This is a genomic window from Elizabethkingia miricola (assembly GCF_001675285.1).
Lineage (GTDB): Bacteria > Bacteroidota > Bacteroidia > Flavobacteriales > Weeksellaceae > Elizabethkingia > Elizabethkingia miricola.
In genome coordinates, this window is record NZ_LSGQ01000003.1 from 182,356 (window position 1) to 203,139 (window position 20,784).

The following is a 20,784-nucleotide window of genomic DNA, read 5'->3' on the forward strand; positions in this document are numbered from 1 at the left end:
CTATTAAATAATTTTAGTGTGAAGCAGAATGTTGATGAGCTAATTCTTTCTGAAGTGCTCTGCGTTTTTTCTTGCTTGGCATTTTTTCATGCAGGTACTGGAAGATTACATATAATACAGGAATAATGAAGATTCCCAGTAAAACTCCGGTAAGCATTCCGCCAACAGTACTGATTCCGATAGAATGATTTCCTTTAGCCGACGCGCCTTGTGTCCAAACCAATGGAAGCATACCAATAATGAAAGCGAAAGATGTCATCAGAATAGGACGAAGTCTTAGTCTGGATGCCTGAAGCGCAGACTCTATCAACGACTTGCCTGCTTTTCTCCGCTGAACAGCAAACTCCACAATCAGGATTGCATTTTTCGCCAGTAATCCGATAAGCATAATCAGTCCCACCTGAACATAAATATTGTTATCAATTCCTGCCAATCCGGTGAAAGCATATACCCCGAATATTCCCGTTGGGATTGTCAGAATAATAGCAAACGGAAGGATATAACTTTCATACTGTGCAGAAAGCAGGAAGTAGACGAATAATATACTCAGCAGGAAGATAAATGCAGTCTGTCCGCCTGCTTTAATCTCTTCACGGGTAATACCTGTCCATTCGTAACCATAACCACGAGGAAGTGATTGCTTAGCTACTTCTTCTACGGCTTTAATGGCATCTCCGGTACTGTATCCTGGTTTTGGTGTACCATTGATGGTAACGGCATTGAATAAGTTATTTCTTGTTACAGTTTCAGGTCCAAAAGTCCGTTTTAATTTAACTAGTGTTTTAGTCGGAACCATTTCACCCATATTATTTTTCACATAAATACCTTCCAATGAATTGATATCTGTACGATACGGAACATCGGCCTGGGCCATTACTCTGTAGTATTTACCAAATCTGTTAAAATCGGATACAAAGCTACTACCAAAATAGATCTGCATAGTCTGCATCAATTCAGTGATGGATACACCTAGTTGTTTTGCTTTTTCAGAATCGACTTCTATCGTGTATTGTGGATTTCCGGCAGCATATGTAGTGAAGGCAAATGCAATTTCTTTTCTTTTCATCAATTCACCAATAAATGCCTGAGTTGTTGCTCCTAATTGCTCGAAAGAGCCGTTAGTTCTGTCCTGCAGCATAAATTCGAAACCACTGACGTTACCAAAACCTTGTACAGTAGGGAAGTTGAAGAAGAATGCATTAGCATCTTTTACAGCACTTACTTTTCCTGTTAAAGCCGCAGCAATCTGATCAGGATCTTTCATATCACCCCTCTTATCAATATCTTTCAGTCTGATGAAACCTGCAGAATATGGGGATGCATTAGCATTACTGATAAAGTTTAGTCCATCTGCTACCCAAAGGTGATTTGTAGCATTTTCCTTCTTCACAATTTTATCAATCTCCTCTGTAGCCCGGTGTGTTCTTTCCAATGAACTTCCTGGTGGAGTATTTACAGCGTATAATACAAATCCCTGATCTTCGGTTGGAATAAATCCGGATGGTGCTTTTTTGATAAGGAAAACACTGATTGCAGTAATCAATACAAGACCACCTACAGCTACCCATTTATTCTTAATCAGGAATTTGAGGCTGTAAATATATTTACGTGTCATTGTATTAAACGCAGCATTAAAGGCTCTAAAGAACTTGGCACCAAATCCTTTTTTCTCATGATGTCCATGTTCACCTTGTGGATCATCCAGAAACAGCGCACAAAGCGCAGGACTTAAAGTAAGTGCATTAATTGCAGATATAATAATTGCAATAGCCAGCGTAAATGCAAACTGTCGGTAGAAAACACCGGCAGGACCCTGCATAAATCCTACAGGAACGAATACGGCAGACATAACTAATGTAATGGAGATAATGGCACCGGATATTTCACTCATAGAGCTCATTGTTGCCTGTTCCACCGGCATACCTGTTTGCTCCATTTTGGAATGGACTGCCTCTACCACAACAATAGCATCATCCACAACAATACCAATAGCTAATACCAATGCAAACAATGTAAGCATGTTGATACTGAAACCGAATAGCTGAAGGAAGAAGAATGTACCAATAATTGCAACCGGAACTGCAATCGCCGGAATTAGTGTAGATCTGAAATCCTGAAGGAAAATATAAACTACGATAAATACCAGAATAAATGCAATAACCAAAGTCTCTACAACCTGATGGATAGATGCATCCAGAAAGTCTTTAGAGTTGTACATAATAATAGGCTTTACACCTTTAGGAAGAGTCGTAGAGAACTCGTCTACCTGTTTCTCGATTTCAGTAAGGATCTCATTAGCATTGGAACCTGCAGTCTGTAAGATTGCAAATCCGGCAACAGGTTTTCCGTCTACACGATTCTCTGCGGTATAAGTGTAAGAACCTAATTCTACTCTTGCAAGATCTTTTAGCCTAAGGAAAGAACCATCAGCGTTTGCTTTGATAACAATGTTTTCGTAGTCATCATTTTTATTCAGTTTACCTTTATACTTAAGGATATATTCATAGGTTTCTTTACTTCCCTGACCTAAACGGCCGGGTGCTGCCTCCAGGTTATGGTCTTTAATTGCGGCCATTACTTCCTGAGGAGAAAGATTATTAGCTGCTAAACGGTCTGGTTTCAGCCATATTCTCATAGAGTAATCTCTTGTTCCAAACACCTGGGCTTGTGCTACTCCGGGGATACGCTGTATCTGAGGAATAACATTAATTTTCAGGTAATTTTGAAGGAAAAGCTCATCATATTGTTTAGGATCTTCACTGTATAATCCCATGAACATAATAAAACTGTTCTGTACTTTCTGAGTGGAAATACCAGACTGGGTTACTTCCTGAGGAAGCTGGCTCATTGCTTTGGATACTCTGTTTTGTACGTTTACTGAAGCATTGTCCGGATCGGTTCCCTGCTTAAAAAATACATTTAGAGTCATCGTACCATCATTACTGGAATTGGAAGTCATATATGTCATGTTTTCCACCCCGTTCACTGCTTCTTCAATAGGATTGGCTACCGAACGGGCTACAACTTCTGCATTGGCTCCCGGATAGAAAGCTGTAACCTGTACACTTGGAGGTGCAATATCCGGGAACAGTGTAATCGGAAGGTTAAACAATGAAAGAGTCCCCAGCAATAGCAGTATTATAGAGATAACGGTAGAGAGTACCGGTCTTTCAATAAATTTTTTTAACATAAGAATTGAATTTTGAAGTATTCATTTGGGAATACTCCTTATTGTTATGATATTCTATAATTTCATTATCTGTTATAGAGGTTTTGCCTGAAGCAGACTATCGGAAGAAAGTGCTTTAGGATTAACAGCAGCGCCATCTTTCAACATTCCTAAACCTGTATAGATAATTTTATCACCGGCTTTAAGACCATCGGAAACAAAATAGTAACTGTTTGTTTTTCCGGAAATGGTGATAGGTTTACTGGTTACTTTCTTATCTTTTCCAAGAATATAAACATAGGTTTTATCCTGAATTTCAAAGATTGATTCCTGTGGAATTACCAATGCACTGCTCAACAGTTGAGGCATACGTACCTTACCAGTATTACCGTTTCTTAGTGTTCCATTAGCATTAGGGAAGACTGCTCTTATGCTGATAGCTCCTGTGCTTTTATCGAATTGCCCGTCGATAATACTCATTCTTCCTTTCTCAGGATAAAGGCTGTTATCAGCAATCACAAGATCTACCATTGGCATATTTTTAATTTTTTCTTCCAGGGTTGCACCTGTATACTTGTTTTTAAAAGCAATGAAATCCATCTCACTTAAAGAGAAATAAGCATATATTTCGCTTACGTCCGAAAGTGTTGTCAACGGATTAGGATCTGTTCTGGAAATAAGACTTCCTTTTTTATTCGGAATTCTTCCGATATATCCGCTTACTGGTGCCGTAATGGTTGTAAACCCGGCATTAATTCTTGCATTTCCTAAAGAGGCTTTTGCCTGCTCTGCTGCTGCAACAGCGACTGCATAATTGGCTTTTGCAGTTTTTAGCTGTACATCCGAAACAACTTTAGAACTTACAAGGGGAATTAAGCGGTCTACTTCTACTTTAGCCTTTTGTATGTTGGCATTAGCAGCCTGTAAATTAGCCTGAGCCATATTTACCTGCTCCCCGTAGGTACGGGAATCAATTTTAAATAAAGGCTGACCTGCTCTTACAAAAGAGCCTTCTTCTACATAGATTTTATCCAGGTAACCATCTACCTGAGATCTTATTTCTACATTGTTTTTTCCTTCAAGCGCAGCAGGAAATTCCTGATAAGTAGTAGCTGGTGAAGAAACTACAGTATATACGGGTACCTGCGGTGGTGGAGGAGCCTGTCCTGCAGTTTCCGAGGCTTTGCTACAACTGTTTAGTAGTAATATGATACCAGAAAGCAGTATAATAATTCCTGATTTTTCAAGCATTTTCATTATAATTTCAGATTTTTTTGTTTTTAGGCTTAGTTTCTGTTTTTACAGATTAAAATAAGGTTTATAGGTGTAATATTTTCTAACAGTGTTAATAATTAAATAAAATATAACTGTCTGAAAAATAGAGCGTGTCAAATATCCGGACGCATTAGTTTTATAAGTTTTTTAATTAAAAAGTGTGATGAACAGTATGTTTATTATTTGTACGTTAGTTTTCCTAACGGTGTTAATATTTGGTTCAAAAAAAATTTACAAAGATTTAATAAAAGAAACAACCGCCTCATCAAAAGTAGATTTGTTCATTGTTTCTGGTATATCTGCATTACGCATCATCATAATAGAAATCATTCCGTGTACTGCAGAGAATAGAGCATGAGATTTATGACAGGCTTCATCTGTATTGGAACCGTTTTTCTCAATAATTCTATAGGTGCAGTCGTAAATCATCTGCTGAAAAAGCGAGAACTCATCTTTCATCTGGCCCTTGCCACAACACTGCATTCCCAATCCGAACATGAGCTGATAATACTCTTTGTTTTTAAAAGCAAAATCCCAGTATGCATTTACTAAAGCCGTTAGCTGTTCTTCCGGGGTTTCATATTTCTTTTGGGCTTTTATTAAGTCTTTTTGTAAGAGTTTAAATCCCTGAAGAGAAATTTCAAAGAGAATAGCTTCCTTATTTTCAAAATGATCATATACTACCGGAGCACTATATTCTATGGCATCTGCTATTTTTCTCATAGAGAGTGATGCCCATCCTTCCGTTTTGGCCAGATTGAATGCTGCCTGCAAAATGTTTGCACGCACCGATTCTTTTTCCCGCTGTCTACGTTCATGTACTCCCATGATAATTTTTCCTAACAGTGTTAGCAAATTTACAGTACTTATTGTTCTGTTTCCAAATAAATTTTAAATTTTAACATTTTCGAAGTTTATAAAAATGTGATAGGCTATATTTTTAAAAGAAATTTTATCTTTGTTGTTGAGTTAGTAGAAGCACTTTATAATCGAGTGTGAATGGATCTGTTTATAGGAATGGATTTTTAAACGCTTATAACTTTATAATAATTAAAAAAATGGCAACAACACCTTCTAATATGCTGGCTTTAGGAACTAAAGCACCTTATTTTGAACTAGAAAATCCTCTGACAGAAACTTCCGAGAACCTTGAAGAACTAAAGGGCAAGAAAGGAACTTTGGTTGTATTCATGAGTAACCATTGTCCATTTGTACAACATGTAATTGATAAAGTAGTTGAATTGCATGAAGATTACCAGCCTGAAGGAATTCAGGTGATAGGTATCAATGCAAATGATCTGGAACAGTCTCCTGAAGATTCACCAGAAAAAATGCTGGACTTCATTAAAGAAAGAAATATTACATTTCCGTATTTGTATGATGAAAGCCAGGCTATAGCTAAAGCTTATCAGGCAGCTTGTACTCCGGATTTTTATTTGTTCGATGACAAACTGGATTTGGTGTACAGAGGACAGATGGACGAGTCTCGCCCAGGAAATCAAAAGGAGGTTACAGGTGAAGATCTGATTATTGCGTTTGAGAACTTACTGGCTGATCAGCCACAGGAAGAATTTCAGATACCAAGTGTAGGATGTGGTATTAAGTGGAAATAAATTATAAAGAATTACTTTATAAATAGATAATGGCCGGAATCACTTCCGGCCATTTTTATGCTTTAATATTTTAGATTAGAAATACTGACAATTTGATTCGTATAAATTACAGGATTACAATGAAAATTCTTCCAATGGTAATAATCTTGAATCTTCAATAGCAGCAGTTCTGTGCCCTGTAATTTTCATATAGTCTTCATTTTGCTCAAAGCTTAAAAAGTCACTAACGCTTTTTTGTCTTACCAACATGCATAAATCCCAGTACTCGTTTTCTGGGCCTATCAGAAAGAGATCTCCTCTTCCTATAAATAAGATTTCTCCGCCGCTGGCTTCTAAAAAAGGTTTTGCTTCCTTAATGTAAGTAAGATAAGCTTCATGCCCACTTATACTACAAGACGGTTTCAGATCAGGACAAGCTGAATAATCTGCTTCTTTCTTTAGCTTTATCAGATTCAGATTGACAATACTTCCCTGTATGTTTTTCTGAAAGAGGTGCTTGCCGGCTTCAAAGCTTGGAGATAAGTATTTTTTATTCATTGTATTAGTATATTTCTGTATCAATACTGTCAAGGTAAGCCTTTTCGGCTTTCATTATTTCCTGACGATAATTGATATACTTATTGTCCTGAGGGTGGATGACAGTTACAAATTCAAAAGTGAAGTTTTCGCTTCCTTGTTCAGTCCAGTCATTTTGGAGTTGAGGGTTCGTAAATAGTCTGCCATTAAGCAAGAACTTAATTTTATTGACTAAAGCTTCCATATTCAGAGAGCTCTGAACATATTGTTTTTCTGTTATATTATTTCTTACACTAAGGACTCCCATGGTTATTTTATGGGCTTTTGCTTTTTCCCTTAATTCTTGTTTTAATACATTTTTCATTTCATTATCATATAGATTATTGTATGTTTCCACCCAATTCGAATAAAAATTCAGTAACAGCCTTTAGAGACTTTCCTTTCTTAGATGAAAGAATCTCTTTGGTAATATTCTCTGCTGTTATTTGGGCTTCTTCTAGTATTTTTTTTCCGGTAGAAGTTATTACAACATAGCTTACTCTGGCATCTCTTTCATTTGTTTCCCTTGTTACAAGCCCTGTTTTTTCCAAAGGATTTAACAGACGGGTTACACCGGAAGCTGTAAGACCAATTTTTTCAGCCAGATCAATTCTGCGCATTTTGCTTTCAACAGAAGAGTTGAGGATATACAAAATGACAAAATCATTGAACCCTAGCCCATGTACACTAAGGGAATCAAATTTTCTGGCAATAACCGACTGCAGTTTATTGATGTTAATTAAAAGTAATAATTCAGTGCTTATCATTGATTTGTATTTGACTAGTCAATCATTTTAATATTGCAAATATATGCATTTTAATTAATTACAAAATTTATTTTTAAATTAATTATTTCATTTTTTTTCTGAAATTATTGATGGTTAAAAATTTATCTTGCGTTGGACTTTTTATTACTTTCTTTTTCTTTCCATATTTTTTTCATGTACAGGACAAAATAATCATCCGAATATTACATTAAACAATATAAAAGATCAAATTAATGACTCAATTACCGGATGGACAAGAATACATTTAATCAAGCCAAATAAATATGGATATATAGATAAAGAAAAGAATGTGAAAATATCATTTGTTTATGATTTTATAAATCCGTTCGATAATAAAGGTTTTGCTTATATAAAAAGAAATTCAAAAAGTGGCTATATAGATATTAATAATAAAGAGGTTATTCCTGCGGAATATGATTATTTGTCTCCTGAATTTAGTAATGATTTGGTTTCAGCTAATAAAAGTGGAAATTGGGGATATCTTGGAAGAGACGGAAAAGTGGTTGTCCCATTTATTTATTCTTATGCAGAACCTTATACAAATACAGGAGTCGGTAAGGTATCGAAAGGAAAATATTTTGGTGTTATTAATAAGTTAGGAAAGGAAGTTGTACCTATTGAATATGATGATATAGTATGTACTGATACAGATCTTTTTTTCATAGCAAAAAGAAATGAAAAGTGGGCTTTTTTTACCTTAGAGGGAAAACAGAAAACAGAGTTTATTTATGATGAAGTTTTTTATAAATCTGAAAATAGAATAAAGGACCAATTTTTTTCTAAAAGAATTGCAGCTGTAAGGAAAGGGGCAAAAACTTTTTTTGTTGATGATAGTTTCAAAAATATTTTCGGGATGGAATTTCAAAAAATAGCTCCATTTGATATAAATGGTATGGCTATAGTAAAGACTGAAGATAAATACAGTATTATAAATGAACAAGGAAAGTTTATATTAAAACCTGCATATGATACTATTTATCATTATAAAGTTGATGATTCTAATTTTAGTCCAAAATTTTCTTTTTATGTTACTACTAAAGGCAATTCTCATGTATTGTTAAATCATAAACTACAGAAAGTAGCTGAACAACAAAATAACTGGGAAAATTTCTTTTCATATAAGATAAAGATAAATAATGAAGATAAACTATATATAGTTTATCAGACTAATGAAAATAGTGGTTATGGAATGGTTAATGATTCGGGCAAACTTATGTTGCCATTTAAATATGATGAACTTGAATTATTTAATAATCAGTATTTCATAGCTGTAAAGGATGGTAAATATGGAGTTATTGATATGGAAGGGAAAGAGCTTTATCCATTTGAGTATACTTCTATATCTAGAGTGAATTCCGAAAATATACCTTTATATATTTTCATGGAGAAAGACAGAGCTAAATTAATTGATGTAAATAAGAAGGTATATCTAAGTTATGAAGCTATAGAACAAGTATTTTATGATGAAGAGAAGTTTATTATAAAGAAAGGGAAATATGGTGTTGTATCTCGGCAAAATAAAATTATAGTCCCTTTTATTTATGACCAGATTAGTAATTGGGTAGAGTATGGCCCTGAAAAGAATCATTTTGTGAAGAAAGGAAGTAAATATGGAATGTTAAATGAACATTTTAAGGTTTGTGTTCCCGTTATTTATGATAAGTTTGAATATCAGTTGAGTGGTGTTATAGTTGTAGAGAGAGAGGGAAAACAAGGCATTATAAATATGGAAAATCATATTTTATGTCCATTGAAATATGATGAAATATTTATGAATGATTATATATCAATGTTCCAAAATACTAAACAGGTTATTTATGCAAGGCTAGGAAATAATTATTATCAGATAGATATAGAAGGGAAAATTCTCAAAAAGAATATTCCAAAAGAGAAAGCTATGGAAAACAGATTTGTTAAAACTGTTATTGATCGGAATTAAGCAAACAGGCTCATCGATATTGATGAGCCTGTTTACTATTGAGTAATGATTTTTATGCTTCGTCAGCAGACGGTCCATATAGTCCGGGAACAGGAATATCCAGCATTCTTAGATATAAGCTCAGCTGTCCTCTGTGATGGATCAGGTGATTGTTGATGATAAAACGTAATGCTCCAATTCTAGGAAGTGTAGTGATAACATGATCTCCGGCTTTTAGTGTATAAGTTTGCAGCCAGAAATTTTCATCAGTACTGTTAACAAAATTGATATTGTTTTCTACTCCTTTTGCAAGAATATCCTGTAGTTCTGCGAAGGATGTTGCCTTTAGCGGAACATAATCTGTATGGAAATTAAAGTTGTCTCTTTCTAGGGCGGTTTTTAGCCATAAATGCAATTCTACAACGTGGGAAGCCAGTTGTAATGCAGACATCGATTTTTGATGAGGTTTCCAGGAGGCATTTTCATCTTTAAGTCTCTCGATAATTCTTTTAGTGTTATCCGCCTCTCTTTGATTTTCAATAAGGATTCCGTCTTTAATACTCATATGTTTTATTTTAAAAATGGATTATGTTCTTTCTCAAATCCTATTTTAGTAGGATTTCCGTGTCCTGAAAATACTTGTGTATCTTCCGGAAGAATCAGAAGTTTAGTTTTAATACTATCGATTAGCTGGTCAAAGTTGGCTTTGAACAGATCTGTCCGTCCAATACTTCCTTCGAATAAGACATCTCCGGAAATAATAAACTTTCCGCCAGGATTGTGATAGCTGATACTTCCCGGTGAATGTCCCGGAGTAAAATAGATATGAAATACATCATCACCCAGTTTTAATTCATCGCCTTCGTTAAGGAATTTTACTTTACCGTTGAAGTCATTAAATTCAAATCCAAAACGCTGTGCAGAAAGATTACCCATTTTCAGTATTTCTTCTTCATCGGGGTGTAAATAAACAGGAACCTTATAGGTGTCATGTGCCCACTGTAGCCCCAAAATATGATCAATATGGGCATGGGTTAACAATATCTTTTCAACTTTCAATCCATTATCGGAAATAAAAGATTGCAGGGCTTCCGTTTCTTTTGGGTGAACATTTCCCGGATCTATAATCCAAGCCTGTTTCTGATCATTGTATACGATATAGGTGTTTTCAGAAAAAGGATTAAAAGGAAAAATCTGTATATGCAGCATTTGCAGAAAAATTTTAAATTTACGTAAGACCAAATTTACAAAACCTTTTCATCGGTTCACCGCGAAAAGTACTATTTAGAATATTTAATAATATGAAAAAACAGCTATCAGGATTTCTTCTTGTTTTGGCAACGCTATGCCTCATTGCACAAAGCAAAACTTTTGTATATGAACTGGATTACAGATACAGTGATAAAAAAGATGATATGAGAAAAGAAACTTTTACACTTGATGTCGTAGACCAGCAGTCAATTTTCAGAACTGAAAGTGAAAGGATGTCGGACTCTCTTCTGGCAAGTGGTAAGTATGGATTTGGTATGGGGTCTAATATGGAAGGTCAGATTTATGTTATGAAAAATCTGAATACAAATGAGATCAAAAAAAGTTATAAGACTCATCTTAGAGACTATTATTATGTGAAAATAGATGAGAAAATGAACTGGAAGATTCTACCGGATAAGGATAAAATAGGAGATTTTGAAGTCCAGAAAGCAGAAACGAGCTACGGTGGCAGGAATTGGACAGCATGGTTTACCAATGAAATTCCGATTCCTGAAGGTCCTTATGCTTTCAACGGATTACCAGGATTAATAGTCAAGATAAAAGATAACAAAGGTGATTATGACTTTACACTAAGAGCTATAAGAAAGAATAGGGGAAACCTCTTTTTTAGAAAGAGGGGGCTGGAAATGAGTTATCCAACGTTTAAAAAACTAATGATAGATTATTATAACGATCCGTATGCTGAATTAAAATTAAGGGGAGTAGGGGTTTCAAAAGATGATGGCTATGGAAATCCTGTAAAAGCGACTTACAGTGAAATGACTCCTGAAGTACAAAAAAACATAAGAGAAACCAATAACCCTATAGAGCTCAATTATAAAAATGATTACAAATAAAATATGATGACCATTAAAAAACTATTATTACTTTCTTTTTCTGTATTGTTTCTGAGTATTTCCGCTCAGCTCAGGACGTTTGTTTATGAAGTAAAATACAAGAGCAATCCAAATAAAGATAGTATCATAACTCTGAAAATGAATCTGGATGTTATGGATAAGCAATCAGTTTTCAGAACTGATAAGCAAAAAGAAACTGATTCGATTTTTTCAAATACAGGAAGATGGACATGGTTTGATACAGGATTTGGGAATCAGCTATATATCTCTAAAAATCTGAAAACGAAAGAAACCTTTAAAAATGTACAGAATGCAAGAGAGCTTTATACCATCCCAATAAAAGAAAATCTACAGTGGAAGATATTGCCTGATAAGGACAAGGCAGGAGAGTTTGCTGTGCAAAAAGCTACTACCAATTATGGAGGCAGGAACTGGACGGCGTGGTTTGCAGCAGAAATTCCGATTTTAGACGGACCACATATCTTTAGTGGTCTTCCCGGACTTATTGTAAAAATAGAAGATGAAAAGAAAGATTACCAGTTTACACTTACAGAAATTAAAAAAAGTGGAAAACAACTTTTCCAAAGAGGAAAAGGTCTTGTCTTGACATGGGCGCAGTTTCAGAAACTGGCAAAAGATTATTACAATGATCCTTTCAAAGAATATAAAGCCGGACAATCGAAACTAAGAGTAGTTGATGAACATGGTAATGTACTGCCAATTGATTATAAAGATATGACTTTATCCGAGCAGAAACAAATAAGAGAAACAAATAATCCTGTAGAGCTCAATTATAAAATTAGTTATCCATAGTCCTGTGGAGAAATAATGTTGGGGTAAATTTATTAACGAATAGTCTGCCTGTATTCTGAAGGGGTAAGACCTGTATGTCTTTTAAAAAATCTGCAGAACATGGAGGTGTCTGCAAAATTTAGTTCTTCTGCGATTTCTGTGACCGTTCTCTTTTGAGTAATCAGCAATGATTTGGCGTGTGCAGTAACGACTTCATTGATCCATGTAAGAGCAGGTTTTCCGGTACTTTTTCTAATTTCAGTCGTGAAATATCTGGGTGTCAAGCATACTTTATCTGCATAAAAATTAACACTGTGTTCTTGTTTATGGTGTATGAAAAGCAGCTTTAGAAAACGGTCTGCTAATGATTCGGTTTTTTGATATGCTTTACTTGACGATTGATCAGAGGTGTATACTGATTTAATTTCATTTACCAAGGCCAGAATCAGATACCTTAGTTTTTTATATTTATCAGGATCATTATCTCTGAAGAACAATTTGCTTATAAAAGAATGATAGTCTTTGAAGATTTCAATATCTGCCTCTTTTGGTTTTATGCATGGAAAAGATCTGATTTTCTGAAAAATATCAAACTCATTTATCAGAGGTTCATCCGACATCAGTTCATAAGAGAAAAATAAGGTGTCAATATGCAGATCATCCGAAATATCTAAAGGCTCCAGCATTGTGTCAGGCAGAATAATCATAATAGTACCTGGCTTTAGTTCCTGTTCCTGAAAATTTATCCTGAGTCTGGCTTCCCCCTGTATGCATATTGCACAGATAAACCCATCTACAAAATGTGGGTGTTTTGTCAGGTGTTTTCGTACATCATCAGGGGATTTGTTTATAGCTATTCCTGTAATGGTTTTAATTCCGAATTCCGAAGCAACAAAAGGGATGTTGTAATTATCAATTTGAGTCTTGTCGTACATATTGTATGCAATGTATGACTAATTATGGTGCTGAAAGTAAAAATGCAAACATATTGCACGTTATTCCAAAATAATGCGCAATAATTCTCTGTACTTGTGCAACGTACTTTGTTCTTATTAATTTAAGTATAAAATTATGAGAACAAAAATGTCAATTCCTGCGCCATTATCTTTTGTAGAACGTGATCGCCGCTGGCAGCTGGCGAGGAAAATTATGAAAAATAATAATCTGGATACACTGATTATTTATGGAGATCGCGAATCTGCGGCTCCGGCACCCTTTTGTATTGATCATTATTTTACAAACGATCGCCTGGGGTCAGTTGTAATATTTCATAAAGAAGAAAAACCAGTAGTTGTAACTTTCGCACCCATGATGATAGCAGATCATATGCAGGCTATGTCGCGTGGGGACCAGCAGTGGATATCCCCTGAACAGATTTATGTAGGCAAAACCGGAGAATATATCGGACAGGTATTGAAGAATATAGGAGTTGATACAACCCCGCAAATTGGTATTGTAGGATTAGAGCCATATCCTCCATTTTATTTTGATGGAGCAATGCCACATCTTACATGGAAAGGTATAACAGCGGTTTTTCCAAATGCGGTATTAAAACCGGTATTCTTAGATTTTTTCAAGCTTGCATCTGTGAAAAGTGAAGAAGAACTTTCGTTAATAAAATATGCTGCACATATAGGTGAAGAGATGAGTGAGGCAATGCGAAAAACAATAAAGCCGGGAGTAAGTGAGGCTGAAGTTGCAGCAGCTATTACAGCAACCTGTATTTCCATGGGAGGTTTTACTGCGGAGATTTTGCTAGGTTCAGGACCTGAATATATTGGATGGGGACCACCAGCATGGCAATACCGTTCGCAGGCTCCAAGAATTATACAGGAAGGCGATATTGTACTGTCTGAGATATTTGCACTATATGGTATGTACGAAACTCAGCACCAGGCTGCAGTTGCAGTTGGGAAAGTTCATCCGGATATCGAGAGAGCAGCTGAGGTGGCCCGGGAATGTTATGAAATAGGTGTAGAAAACTTAAAAGAAGGTATAACTTTCGGAGAAGTAGTCGATGCGATGGAGAAACCTTTATTGGCTGCTAAAGGATGGCATGTGCATCCGCTTATTCATAGTATCAATCCTTACGGACCTATTGGTTTTGGTACGGCGCCGGGAATAGAATCTCTTCAGCAGGCTGGTAATTATGGTAATGTAGGAAGGTTGCCAAATCCGGGACGTGATATCGTTCTTCGGGAAGGAATGTGCTTTGCGTTTGAACCTAATTGTGCTTTTGAAAATCATCTTGCCAATATCGGAGGAACAGTGATTGTCGGGAAAGATAAAGGAATAGAACTTAATTCTAATTCGACATTTCTAATGCGGGCAGATTATTAGCCTAAATAAAAAAATACCTGAAGATAATTCAGGTATTTTTTTCAACAATTTATATTAATATAATTCTTCACAGAGTTTTTTCATGACCTGTATCCATTCATCATTGTCGTTTAGACAAGGAATGTAGGAGAAGGATTTTCCGCCTGCATGTTCAAAGATTTCTTTTCCTTCTTCGGAAATTTCTTCAAGTGTCTCCAGACAGTCTGAAACAAAAGCCGGACATACAACTGCTAAATCTTTTACTCCCTGCTTAGGAAGACTTTCCAAAGTAGCATCTGTATAAGGCTGAACCCAAGGATCTTTTCCTAAACGGGATTGGAAAGTAATGATTACTTTGTCCTCGGCTAATCCTAATTTTTCGCGGACTAATCGGGTCGTTTCATAGCAATGATTCAGATAGCAGTATTCATTGAAATGATGAGGTCCTTCAGTTCTGCAGTTCTCCAGATTACAGGTTTTTGTAGGATCTGTTTTATAAATATGTCTTTCAGGTACACCATGATAAGAAAACTGGAGTTTATCAAACTTCTCAGGCAATTGCTTTCTGATACTGCCAGCAAGAGCATCAATGTAAATATCGCGGTTGTAAAAAGGTTTTACATATTTAATCTTTACATCAGGGAATTTTTTCTTTCTTACCTCTTCAGCTTTTACACTAACGGTTTCGGTAGTACTCATAGCATATTGTGGATATAAAGGGAAAAGAATGATTTCGTTTACTCCTTTATCTACAAGATCCTGAATTCCTTTTTCAATAGAGGGTTGTGCGTAACGCATCCCCAATGCTACAGGAACATCTACTACCTGCTGAAGTTTTTTTTGTATCTGTTCTGAGATTACAATCAATGGTGACCCTTGATCGGTCCAGACTGTTTTGTAAGCTTCTGCGGACTTTTTTGGACGGGTTTTCAGAATAATTCCCTGTACCAATAAAGATCTGAACAGCCATCTGGTATCAATTACCCTTTCATCCATCAGAAATTCATCAAGATATTCTGTTACATCTTTTATGGATGTGGATTTGGGAGAGCCAAGGTTAACCAGTAAAATTCCTTTTTTAATATTTGAAGTCTGAGGGTTACTCACAAGTTTTTTATTATTGGTGTTTGTAATAGAGAATTATCCGTTAACAGCTTCAACATTGTTCACAAGTTCAGGAACAAATTGTTTCAGAATTCCTTCAATACCGTTTTTCAATGTTGCTGTAGAAGAAGGACAGCCGCTACATGCTCCCTGTAATAACATTCTTGCAGTTTTGCTTTCTTTATCATATTCAATTAAAGAAATTTTTCCACCGTCATTTTCTACTGCAGGAGATACATATTCATTTAGGATATCACTGATTTTTTGTTCATCGTCAGTATAATCACGGTTAATGATTTTTTGTACCGGATTTTCATGCTGATGTGCGGGAACATTGCTGATAGGGTTACCGTTCTGAAGGTAATCTGCAATAAAGCCACGTGCATCCATCATTACCTCATGCCATTGTACATTATCCGTCTTGGTAAGTGCTACAAAATTATCACTGATAAAAATTTCCTTTACATAATCCAGTTTTTCAAAAACTGTTTTAGCTAAAGGAATATCTGTAGCCTCTTCAGGTGTGCGTATTTCCAGAAAGCCTTCCAGTAAAATTTTGTTGGAAACAAACTTCATTACCGCAGGATTTGGAGTCATCTCAGCGTATAATGTATACTGTTCTTTTTTCTTTGGTAAAAAGATTTTTGGATAAGCCAGTAACTGATCTTCAATTACATTTTTAAGGCTTTGAGCCACAACATCCCACTCAACAGTATCTTCTTTAGCTACCGCAATAAAATTAGCAGTAATAAAGATACGGGTGATAAACGGATAGTTGAATAATTCCTGTGCAACAGGGATCTCTGAAATATCAGAGTTTCTATCCAGTTCCAAAGAGCCTTCAATTAAAGTATGTCCAGCGACAAACTTCAGGACTTTTGGATTTTCAGTAGGTTCTATTAAGATTTGATACATTGTTATTTTGAATAAAATGAATACAAAAATATCGTAAATTGGTGGGTAATAAAAATCTAAACAAGACTTAAAATCAGTGAAGGGCTCAAACTGTTGATGGATAAAGGTTTGCGGGTATTCGATTCTTTCGATTGATTTTATTTATAAAAAATAAATTATGGCTTTAATAAAAGAATTACTGGGGAAAACACCGGAGTTTGGAGAGAATGTTTATCTGGCAGAAACTGCAACGATAATTGGTGATGTTAAAATGGGGAAAGACTGCAGCGTATGGTTTAATGCAGTTATTAGAGGAGATGTAAACAGTATAAGAATCGGTAATCAGGTGAATATTCAGGACAATGCAATGATTCACTGTACTTTCGAAAAGACTGAAACTATAATTGGAGACAATGTTTCTATTGGCCATAATGCAATTGTTCACGGATGTCAGGTACATGACAATGTTCTTATTGGGATGGGGGCTATTGTAATGGACGATTGTGTCGTAGAAAATAATTCGATTGTTGCAGCCGGAGCTGTTGTTACTCAAGGAACACATATTAAAGCCGGAGAAATCTGGGCAGGAGTGCCGGCAAAAAAAATAAAATCGGTTTCTGTAGACTTACTGGAAGGAGAAATTCACAGAATATCGAATAACTATATTAAATACTCTTCTTGGTATAAAGAAGATTAGCAGTTAATACTTATTTTATTGCTTTTACGAAGGGAGAAAGCATATAACTGAAAATTTAAAATACAGAAAAGCATTTCCGTAAGGATTGCTTTTCGCTTTTTTATGCCTTAACTTTGATGAAACTTTTTCATTCATTGGAGGCACTCGTCGAATTACTTGAACATACAAACAGAAGCGTCTTTTTAACAGGTAAAGCAGGAACAGGTAAGACTACCTTCCTGAATAATTTTGTAAAAAACACACGCAAAAAACACATCGTTGTCGCACCTACAGGTATTGCGGCTATTAATGCAGGAGGAGTAACTATACATTCGCTGTTCACAATTCCGCCACGAACTTTTGTGCCCACTACAGAGCATATCGATCGTAATCTGGCCATGAATATCAATGATCTTTTCCCACATTTTAAATACAGAAAAGACAAACTAAAACTGTTTCGGGAAATTGAACTGATTATTATCGATGAGGTTTCAATGCTGCGTGCTGATGTTTTGGATATGATGGATCATTCGCTGAGACATGTCCGTAGAAATCAATTGCCTTTTGGAGGAGCACAGCTATTGTTAATAGGAGATCTGTATCAGCTGCCACCAGTTGTAAGAGATGATTCAGAAAGAATATTATCCAGGTTTTATAACTCACCTTTTTTCTTCTCGGCTAAAGCATTACAGGAAGTTCCTTTGGTTACGGTTGAGCTAATGAAAGTTTACCGCCAGCAGGATGAAGAGTTTCTTGAGATTTTGAATGCAGTCCGTGATGCTGATGTCCGTGGTCTTGATTTTGAAAAATTAAATTCCCGATACGAACCGGATTTTGAACCAAAAGATGAAGCATATATCTACCTGTGTTCACATAACCGGATAGCTGATAATATCAATCAGAAAAGACTGTCTGAACTAGGCGGTAAAACCAAATTCTACAAAGCAGCTGTTGTAGGAAGCTTTAGCGAAAGCCAGTTTCCCAATGAAGAAGTTTTGGAGCTGAAAGTGGGGGCTCAGATTATGTTTATCAGGAATGACACTTCTTCGGAGAAGAAATTTTATAATGGTAAACTTGCTGAGATTTCCTATATCGATGAAGATGTTATAAAAGCAGTGCTGGATGGTACGGAAGAGGAAATAACGCTGACGAAAGAAACCTGGGAACAGAAAAAATATTCTCTGGACGAAGAAAAGAATATTAAGGAAGAAGTATTGGGTAGTTTTGAGCAGTATCCGATACGCCTGGCCTGGGCTGTGACAATACATAAGAGCCAGGGACTTACTTTCGATCGCGTGATTATAGATGCAGGTAAATCTTTTGCTAGCGGACAGGTGTATGTGGCGCTCAGCCGTTGTCGTACATTGGAAGGAATTGTGCTAAAATCGAAAATAACTCCGGAAGTTATATTTAGTGATCACAGAATTGAAAATTTCCAGAAATCAACTAATGCCAATGATATTCTGGAGCAGATTCTGGAGCAGGAAAAATATGATTATACTCTGCATAAGGTTCAGATGACAATAGATGCTGCCTGGCTGAAAGATTCCGCAATTACATGGATGGCATCTGCACTTTCGGCTAAAGGACTGGATCAGGAAAAAGTGAAGAATCTTTCACAGATTTTTAAAATAGAAACCGAAAAGCTTTTCGGTATATCTGAGAAATTTAAAAGATTTATTCAGCAAAAATCCAAAAGTTTCATTGCCGGAAATACCAAATGGCTGGAGATTGAAGAGAAGTGTAAAGGAGCTGTAAATTTCTTTTATACAAATGTGGTGGAACAGTTTTTACTGCCATTAAAAGATTATTACTCCGAGACAAAAGGAGTGAAAGGATTAAAGGCGTATAATGAAGAGGTGAAATCTTTTATAGATGATCTGGAAGAATATATTGACAGGCTGAAAGAATCTTATTTGCTGGATGTTCCTTTGTTTGATAAAGAAAAAGAATTGGATACTTCGGCTAAAATGATGAAAAAACCTACGCATATTATCACCTTTCAGCTATTTGAAGAAGGAAAAACACCGGGTGAGATTGCTAAAGAAAGAGGGCTGGTAACATCTACTGTATATGGACATCTTGCAAAGATGGCCGAATTAGGGCTTGTCGATATGGAGCGAATCTTTGACAGAAAAAGAATTAGAATATTTGAAGATCAATACCGTGAAGAGGCTTTCGATAATCTTTCGGACTGGAAGAAAGCATTACCGGATGAATTTGAATTTCATGAAATCAGGATTCTATGGAATCATTTTAACCATAAATACGAAAATAAAAGTTAGATAACAGAAAATAAAATTTCAGGCATTAAATCTAAAATTTTAAAGAAATGACTTTACAAAATTTAAAATACTCAGTATTGGATCTGGCTTATATAGCACAAGGCAATACAATTAAACAAACGCTGAATAACTCACTGGATTTAGCCAGATATGTAGAGAAATTGGGATATACCCGTTTCTGGTTGGCAGAACACCATAATATGGTAAGTATTGCCAGTTCGGCAACTTCTGTATTGATCGGTTATATTGCCGAGGGGACCAATACTATTCGTGTAGGCTCCGGAGGCGTAATGTTACCTAATCATAGTTCGTTGATTATAGCAGAGCAATTTGGGACATTGGAGTCCTTGTATCCGGGAAGGATTGATCTGGGAGTCGGGCGTGCACCGGGGACTGATGGTTACACAGCTATGGCTCTGGGAAGGAATCCACAAATTATCAATGAGCAGTTTCCGAGACAGATTTCTGAACTGCATACTTATTTTTCGGAAGAAAATAAAAATGGACAGGTAAGAGCCATTCCGGGAGAAGGGCTGGATATTCCTGTTTATATATTAGGGTCCAGTACAGATAGTGCATGGCTGGCTGCGGAATTAGGTTTGCCTTATGCATTTGCCGGACATTTTGCTCCCGATCAGATGGGTATGGCATTTAAGATTTACCGGGAGAATTATAAACCTTCGGATAGATTTCCGAAACCGTATATTATTGCAGCAACTAATATCATTGCAGCAGATACAGATGAAGAGGCTGAATATTTGTCTACAACCTTATATCAGGCATTTGTTAACCTCGTCCGGAATGACAGGAAGCCGGCTCAGCCACCTGTTGAAGATATGGATGCAATCTGGTCGCCTATGGAAGCAATGCAGGTTCGCCGAATGCTTTCCCTGAGTATCATAGGAAGTAAGGAAACAGTGCAAAAGAAATTAAATGATTTTCTTGAATTATATCAGATCGATGAATTAATGGCGGTTACCAACGTTTATGATCATAAAGCAAGGCTCAGGTCTTATGAAATTCTGAAAGAAGCAATTACAGGTTAATTGGTAAGAAATAGTATTTAGAAGTACAAAAAGGAGAGGGCTTTTTATCATTTCCTTTTTGTACTTTGTTTTTTATTGTTTTGGCTTTATGTTTTTTCGTTTTAAAACTGTTATAAAAAGCCAATTTTGCAGTTTGTATAATGTACGGCTTCAATAGCTCGTCAGGTTCACTATAAATTCGGCCCAGCCTGACAACTCTAAATTCACCATTTAGACATTCAGAAAATTAAGCTCTTGGTGGG

Annotated in this window: 19 protein-coding genes; 8 read left to right on the forward strand and 11 right to left on the reverse strand. The window is 35.9% G+C overall.

Annotated features, from left to right (window positions below; all coding sequences use genetic code 11):
* Positions 1-13 precede the first annotated feature (13 nt).
* From ATE49_RS03705 to ATE49_RS03715, 3 genes are all read right to left on the reverse strand, one after another.
* A complete protein-coding gene (locus ATE49_RS03705; protein ID WP_059156772.1) occupies positions 14-3,190 on the reverse strand; it encodes an efflux RND transporter permease subunit in 3,177 nt (1,058 codons plus the stop codon).
* A gap of 72 nt (positions 3,191-3,262) precedes the next feature.
* Entirely contained in the window at positions 3,263-4,426 is a 1,164-nt protein-coding gene (locus ATE49_RS03710) for an efflux RND transporter periplasmic adaptor subunit (protein WP_065081122.1), read from the reverse strand.
* Positions 4,427-4,675: 249 nt separating this feature from the next.
* Positions 4,676-5,272: a TetR/AcrR family transcriptional regulator gene (locus ATE49_RS03715; RefSeq protein ID WP_021348381.1), complete on the reverse strand. Its 597-nt coding sequence runs from the start codon at positions 5,270-5,272 to the stop codon at positions 4,676-4,678.
* Positions 5,273-5,502: 230 nt separating this feature from the next.
* Here ATE49_RS03715 and ATE49_RS03720 point away from each other — a divergent pair, with 230 nt between their 5' ends.
* Entirely contained in the window at positions 5,503-6,057 is a 555-nt protein-coding gene (locus ATE49_RS03720) for a thioredoxin family protein (RefSeq protein ID WP_065081412.1), read from the forward strand.
* Positions 6,058-6,171: 114 nt separating this feature from the next.
* Here the strand turns inward: ATE49_RS03720 and ATE49_RS03725 are convergent, their stop codons facing one another.
* The 3 genes from ATE49_RS03725 to ATE49_RS03735 are packed head-to-tail and all read right to left on the reverse strand — an operon-like array spanning position 6,172 to position 7,379.
* A complete protein-coding gene (locus tag ATE49_RS03725) occupies positions 6,172-6,594 on the reverse strand; it encodes a DUF1330 domain-containing protein (RefSeq protein WP_065081123.1) in 423 nt (140 codons plus the stop codon).
* Positions 6,595-6,598: 4 nt separating this feature from the next.
* Positions 6,599-6,937, reverse strand: a complete 339-nt coding sequence (locus ATE49_RS03730; RefSeq protein WP_065081413.1) for a GIY-YIG nuclease family protein — start codon at positions 6,935-6,937, stop codon at positions 6,599-6,601.
* A 16-nt stretch (positions 6,938-6,953) separates the two neighbouring features.
* The gene (locus ATE49_RS03735; RefSeq protein WP_065081124.1) at positions 6,954-7,379 is read right to left on the reverse strand and encodes a MarR family winged helix-turn-helix transcriptional regulator; all 426 of its coding nucleotides are present in this window, start codon (positions 7,377-7,379) and stop codon (positions 6,954-6,956) included.
* Between the two features lie 127 nt (positions 7,380-7,506).
* On the opposite strand from ATE49_RS03735, the gene ATE49_RS03740 reads away from it, so the two are divergent.
* Complete coding sequence (locus ATE49_RS03740) at positions 7,507-9,339, forward strand: WG repeat-containing protein (protein ID WP_065081125.1); 1,833 nt, start codon at positions 7,507-7,509, stop codon at positions 9,337-9,339.
* 52 nt (positions 9,340-9,391) lie between these two features.
* Here ATE49_RS03740 and ATE49_RS03745 read toward each other — a convergent pair whose 3' ends face one another.
* Both ATE49_RS03745 and ATE49_RS03750 read right to left on the reverse strand, forming a co-directional pair.
* The gene (locus ATE49_RS03745) at positions 9,392-9,883 is read right to left on the reverse strand and encodes a DinB family protein (RefSeq protein WP_065081126.1); all 492 of its coding nucleotides are present in this window, start codon (positions 9,881-9,883) and stop codon (positions 9,392-9,394) included.
* A 5-nt stretch (positions 9,884-9,888) separates the two neighbouring features.
* Complete coding sequence (locus ATE49_RS03750) at positions 9,889-10,527, reverse strand: MBL fold metallo-hydrolase (protein ID WP_065081127.1); 639 nt, start codon at positions 10,525-10,527, stop codon at positions 9,889-9,891.
* Between the two features lie 92 nt (positions 10,528-10,619).
* Here ATE49_RS03750 and ATE49_RS03755 point away from each other — a divergent pair, with 92 nt between their 5' ends.
* Positions 10,620-11,426 (forward strand): GLPGLI family protein, encoded by an 807-nt coding sequence (locus ATE49_RS03755; RefSeq protein WP_065081128.1) that lies wholly within the window; start codon positions 10,620-10,622, stop codon positions 11,424-11,426.
* Positions 11,427-11,429: 3 nt separating this feature from the next.
* Positions 11,430-12,239, forward strand: coding sequence for a GLPGLI family protein (locus ATE49_RS03760; protein WP_065081129.1), 810 nt, complete (start codon positions 11,430-11,432; stop codon positions 12,237-12,239).
* A 32-nt stretch (positions 12,240-12,271) separates the two neighbouring features.
* Here the strand turns inward: ATE49_RS03760 and ATE49_RS03765 are convergent, their stop codons facing one another.
* On the reverse strand, positions 12,272-13,153 hold the full coding sequence (locus ATE49_RS03765) for an AraC family transcriptional regulator (RefSeq protein ID WP_065081130.1): 882 nt from the start codon (positions 13,151-13,153) through the stop codon (positions 12,272-12,274).
* A 136-nt stretch (positions 13,154-13,289) separates the two neighbouring features.
* Between ATE49_RS03765 and ATE49_RS03770 the strand changes: the two genes are divergently transcribed.
* Complete coding sequence (locus ATE49_RS03770; protein WP_065081131.1) at positions 13,290-14,558, forward strand: M24 family metallopeptidase; 1,269 nt, start codon at positions 13,290-13,292, stop codon at positions 14,556-14,558.
* Positions 14,559-14,612: 54 nt separating this feature from the next.
* On the opposite strand, the gene hemH is transcribed toward ATE49_RS03770, so the two are convergent.
* Positions 14,613-15,644: a ferrochelatase gene (hemH, locus tag ATE49_RS03775; protein ID WP_065081132.1), complete on the reverse strand. Its 1,032-nt coding sequence runs from the start codon at positions 15,642-15,644 to the stop codon at positions 14,613-14,615.
* A 33-nt stretch (positions 15,645-15,677) separates the two neighbouring features.
* Entirely contained in the window at positions 15,678-16,556 is an 879-nt protein-coding gene (locus ATE49_RS03780; protein WP_065081133.1) for a NifU family protein, read from the reverse strand.
* A gap of 157 nt (positions 16,557-16,713) precedes the next feature.
* Between ATE49_RS03780 and ATE49_RS03785 the strand changes: the two genes are divergently transcribed.
* From ATE49_RS03785 to ATE49_RS03795, 3 genes are all read left to right on the forward strand, one after another.
* Positions 16,714-17,232, forward strand: a complete 519-nt coding sequence (locus ATE49_RS03785) for a gamma carbonic anhydrase family protein (protein WP_009085732.1) — start codon at positions 16,714-16,716, stop codon at positions 17,230-17,232.
* Between the two features lie 116 nt (positions 17,233-17,348).
* Positions 17,349-19,496 (forward strand): helix-turn-helix domain-containing protein, encoded by a 2,148-nt coding sequence (locus ATE49_RS03790; protein WP_065081134.1) that lies wholly within the window; start codon positions 17,349-17,351, stop codon positions 19,494-19,496.
* A 47-nt stretch (positions 19,497-19,543) separates the two neighbouring features.
* The gene (locus tag ATE49_RS03795) at positions 19,544-20,542 is read left to right on the forward strand and encodes an LLM class flavin-dependent oxidoreductase (protein WP_059343548.1); all 999 of its coding nucleotides are present in this window, start codon (positions 19,544-19,546) and stop codon (positions 20,540-20,542) included.
* Positions 20,543-20,784 lie beyond the last annotated feature (242 nt).